We start from the raw sequence: 2,673 nt of genomic DNA on the forward strand, positions 1-2,673 counted from the left end.
CCTGGGCGAGGTCGGAGGAGGAGTGCTCCGCGAGGTGGCCGGTGGTCAGGACCACGCACGGGACGGGGGCCAGGTGCAGCGCCGTCAGGAGGCCGGCCAGGCCCGCGCCGACCAGGACGGGCGCCGCGGCCGAGCTCACTTCACCGCCAGCATGCGCTCGACCGAGGCGCGGGCCCGGTCGGCGACCGCTGCGTCGATGGTGACCTCGTGCTGCAGGTGCTCCAGCGCCGCCCGGATGGTGCCGAGGGTGTTGCGTTTCATGTGCGGGCACAGGTTGCACGGGCGGACGAGCTCCACCTCCGGGTTGGCGGCGGCGATGTTGTCGCTCATCGAGCACTCGGTGATGAGGGCGACCCGGGCGGGCCGGCGTTCGGTGACGTAGCTGTTCATCTGCGCGGTCGAGCCGGCGAGGTCCGCGGCGTCGACCACCTCGGGCGGGCACTCGGGGTGGGCGAGGACGACGACGCCCGGGTAGTCCGCGCGGATCTGGTGGATGTCCTGGGGGGTGAAGCGCTCGTGGACCTCGCAGTGGCCGGCCCAGGTGATGACTGCCACGCCGGTCCGGCGGGCGATGTTCTGGGCCAGGTACTCGTCCGGGATCATGATGACCCGGTCCACCCCGAGGGACTCGATGACCTGCACGGCGTTGCCGGAGGTGCAGCAGATGTCCGACTCGGCCTTCACGTCGGCGCTGGTGTTGACGTAGGTGACCACGGGGACGCCGGGGTGGGCGGCCTTGAGCGCGCGGACGTCCGCCGCGGTGATCGACTCCGCCAGCGAGCAGCCCGAGCGCAGGTCCGGGATGAGCACCGTCTTCGACGGGTTCAGCAGCTTCGCGGTCTCCGCCATGAAGTGCACGCCGGCCAGGACGATGACGTCGGCGTCGACGTGCTGGGCCTCGCGGGCCAGGGCGAGGGAGTCCCCGACGATGTCCGCGACGCCGTGGAAGATCTCCGGCGTCTGGTAGTTGTGCCCGAGGATGACGGCGTTGCGTTCACGCTTGAGGCGCCAGATCGCCTCGACGTCGTCGACGAAGGTCGCCCACTCCACAGCGGGGACCACGTGCTTGACGCGCTCGTACAGTGCGTCGGTGTTGATGGTGACGGCAGACATGCCGGCCTCCGGTGGCTGGTGGGCACCGTCGGCACGCCGGGGCGGCACTGCTTATGCTGACGGTGAGCATTGTTGATGCTGACGGTGAGCATAACTGGTCGTGGCCCTCGGTGCGGGCGGCCGGGGCCCAGCTCAGGCCGGACGGGCAGCCCGGCGCTCGGCGCGCTCCAGCAGGCGCGGGGCGTCCAGGGCTTCGGCCACCGCGAGGGCCAGGGGCGTCGGCCCCGTCCACCGCCAGTCGTCGACGACGCCGACCTCGGCGTCCGTCCGGGTCGTGGCGATGTCGCGGAACAGCAGCGCCAGGTCCATCTGCTCGCGCAGGGTCGCGCTCAGCTTCGCGGCCGACCGGACGGTGACGTCCCAGTCGGCCGGGTCGGTGGGGACGTCCTCGAGGTGGCCCCACCGGCCCAGGACGGTGGCCGCGGACTTCGCACCCCAGCCGGGCAGGCCGGGGAAGCCGTCGGCGGAGTCGCCGATCAGGGCGAGGAGGTCGGGCACGGAGGCGGGCGGCACGCCCAGCCGCTCCCGCACGCCGTCGGGGTCGAACCACTTGTCCTGGCGCCGGTCCCACTGCCAGACCTTCTCGGTCACGCACTGGCCGAGGTCCTTGTCGGGGGTGCAGATCACCGCCCGGTCCACGCGGGGGTCGCGGCCGGCGACGACGGCGGCGGCGGCGAGGGCGTCGTCGGCCTCCTGCTCGACCATGGGCCACACGGTGAAGCCGAAGGCGCGCAGCGCGTCCTCGGCCGGGGTGAACTGCGCGAGGAGGTGCGGGTCGACGCCGGAGCCGTCCTTGTAGGTGGGCCACATCGCGTTGCGGAACGATTCGACGACGTGGTCGGTGGCCACCCCCACGTGGGTGGCGCCCTGCTCGAGCAGCGTCAGGCAGGAGGCGACGACGCCCCGCGTGGCACCACGGTCGGGATCCTTGTTGGCCGGGGAGAAGTGCTGCCGGAACAGCTCGTAGGTGCCGTCGACCAGGTGGATCTCCATGGGGCGAGCCTGGCACACCGGCCCGGTGCCCGCGGGGTCAGTTACCGGTGCGCTCGAGGACGAACACGGGGATCTCCCGCTCCGTCTTCGCCTGGTAGGCGGCGTAGGGCGGGAACGCGTCGACGGCGCGCTGCCACCACAGCACCTTCTCCGCCCCCGTGACCTCACGCGCCACCATGTCCCACTTCTGCGCGCCGTCCTGGAGCTCGACGTGGCCGTCGGCGGCGACGTTGCGGTACCAGGTCGGGTTCTTCGGTGCCCCACCCATGGACGCGACGATCGCGTAGTCGCCGTCGTGCTCCACGCGCATGAGGGCGACCTTGCGGATCTTGCCGGAGCGGGCGCCGCGCATGGTCACGATGACGCACGGGCGACCGTTCAGCGTGGTGCCCGCCGTGCCCCCGGAGGACTCGTAGAGCTCGACCTGGTCACGGGTGCGCGCGCTGGGGCTGGGTTCGTACTCACCGATGAGCGGCATGGCCCCAGTCAAGCACGTGTGCGGTGGACCCCGGGGCGTGCCGACCGGCCGGACCACCATGCGGACGGGCCGGTGCGAGAGGTTCCCGC

3 protein-coding genes are annotated in these 2,673 nt (G+C 72.3%); all 3 read right to left on the reverse strand.

All coding sequences use genetic code 11. The features are described from left to right. Positions 1-135 precede the first annotated feature (135 nt). The 3 genes from nadA to ACYC1Z_RS15105 all read right to left on the reverse strand — a co-directional run bounded on the left by nadA (position 136) and on the right by ACYC1Z_RS15105 (position 2,584). Positions 136-1,113, reverse strand: coding sequence for a quinolinate synthase NadA (nadA, locus tag ACYC1Z_RS15095; RefSeq protein WP_461410331.1), 978 nt, complete (start codon positions 1,111-1,113; stop codon positions 136-138). A gap of 132 nt (positions 1,114-1,245) precedes the next feature. Then, positions 1,246-2,106: a 5'-3' exonuclease gene (locus ACYC1Z_RS15100; protein WP_461410332.1), complete on the reverse strand. Its 861-nt coding sequence runs from the start codon at positions 2,104-2,106 to the stop codon at positions 1,246-1,248. Between the two features lie 37 nt (positions 2,107-2,143). Continuing rightward, entirely contained in the window at positions 2,144-2,584 is a 441-nt protein-coding gene (locus ACYC1Z_RS15105) for a nitroreductase family deazaflavin-dependent oxidoreductase (protein ID WP_461410333.1), read from the reverse strand. Between the last annotated feature and the right edge of the window lie 89 nt (positions 2,585-2,673).

Source organism: Georgenia sp. (assembly GCF_054605595.1).

What these genes read in the sequence shown, in the direction of transcription:
- nadA (WP_461410331.1), bottom strand. Translation starts at nt 1,113, where the DNA reads ATGTCTGCCGTCACCATCAACACCGACGCACTGTACGAGCGCGTCAAG.
- ACYC1Z_RS15100 (WP_461410332.1), bottom strand. Translation starts at nt 2,106, where the DNA reads ATGGAGATCCACCTGGTCGACGGCACCTACGAGCTGTTCCGGCAGCAC.
- ACYC1Z_RS15105 (WP_461410333.1), bottom strand. Translation starts at nt 2,584, where the DNA reads ATGCCGCTCATCGGTGAGTACGAACCCAGCCCCAGCGCGCGCACCCGT.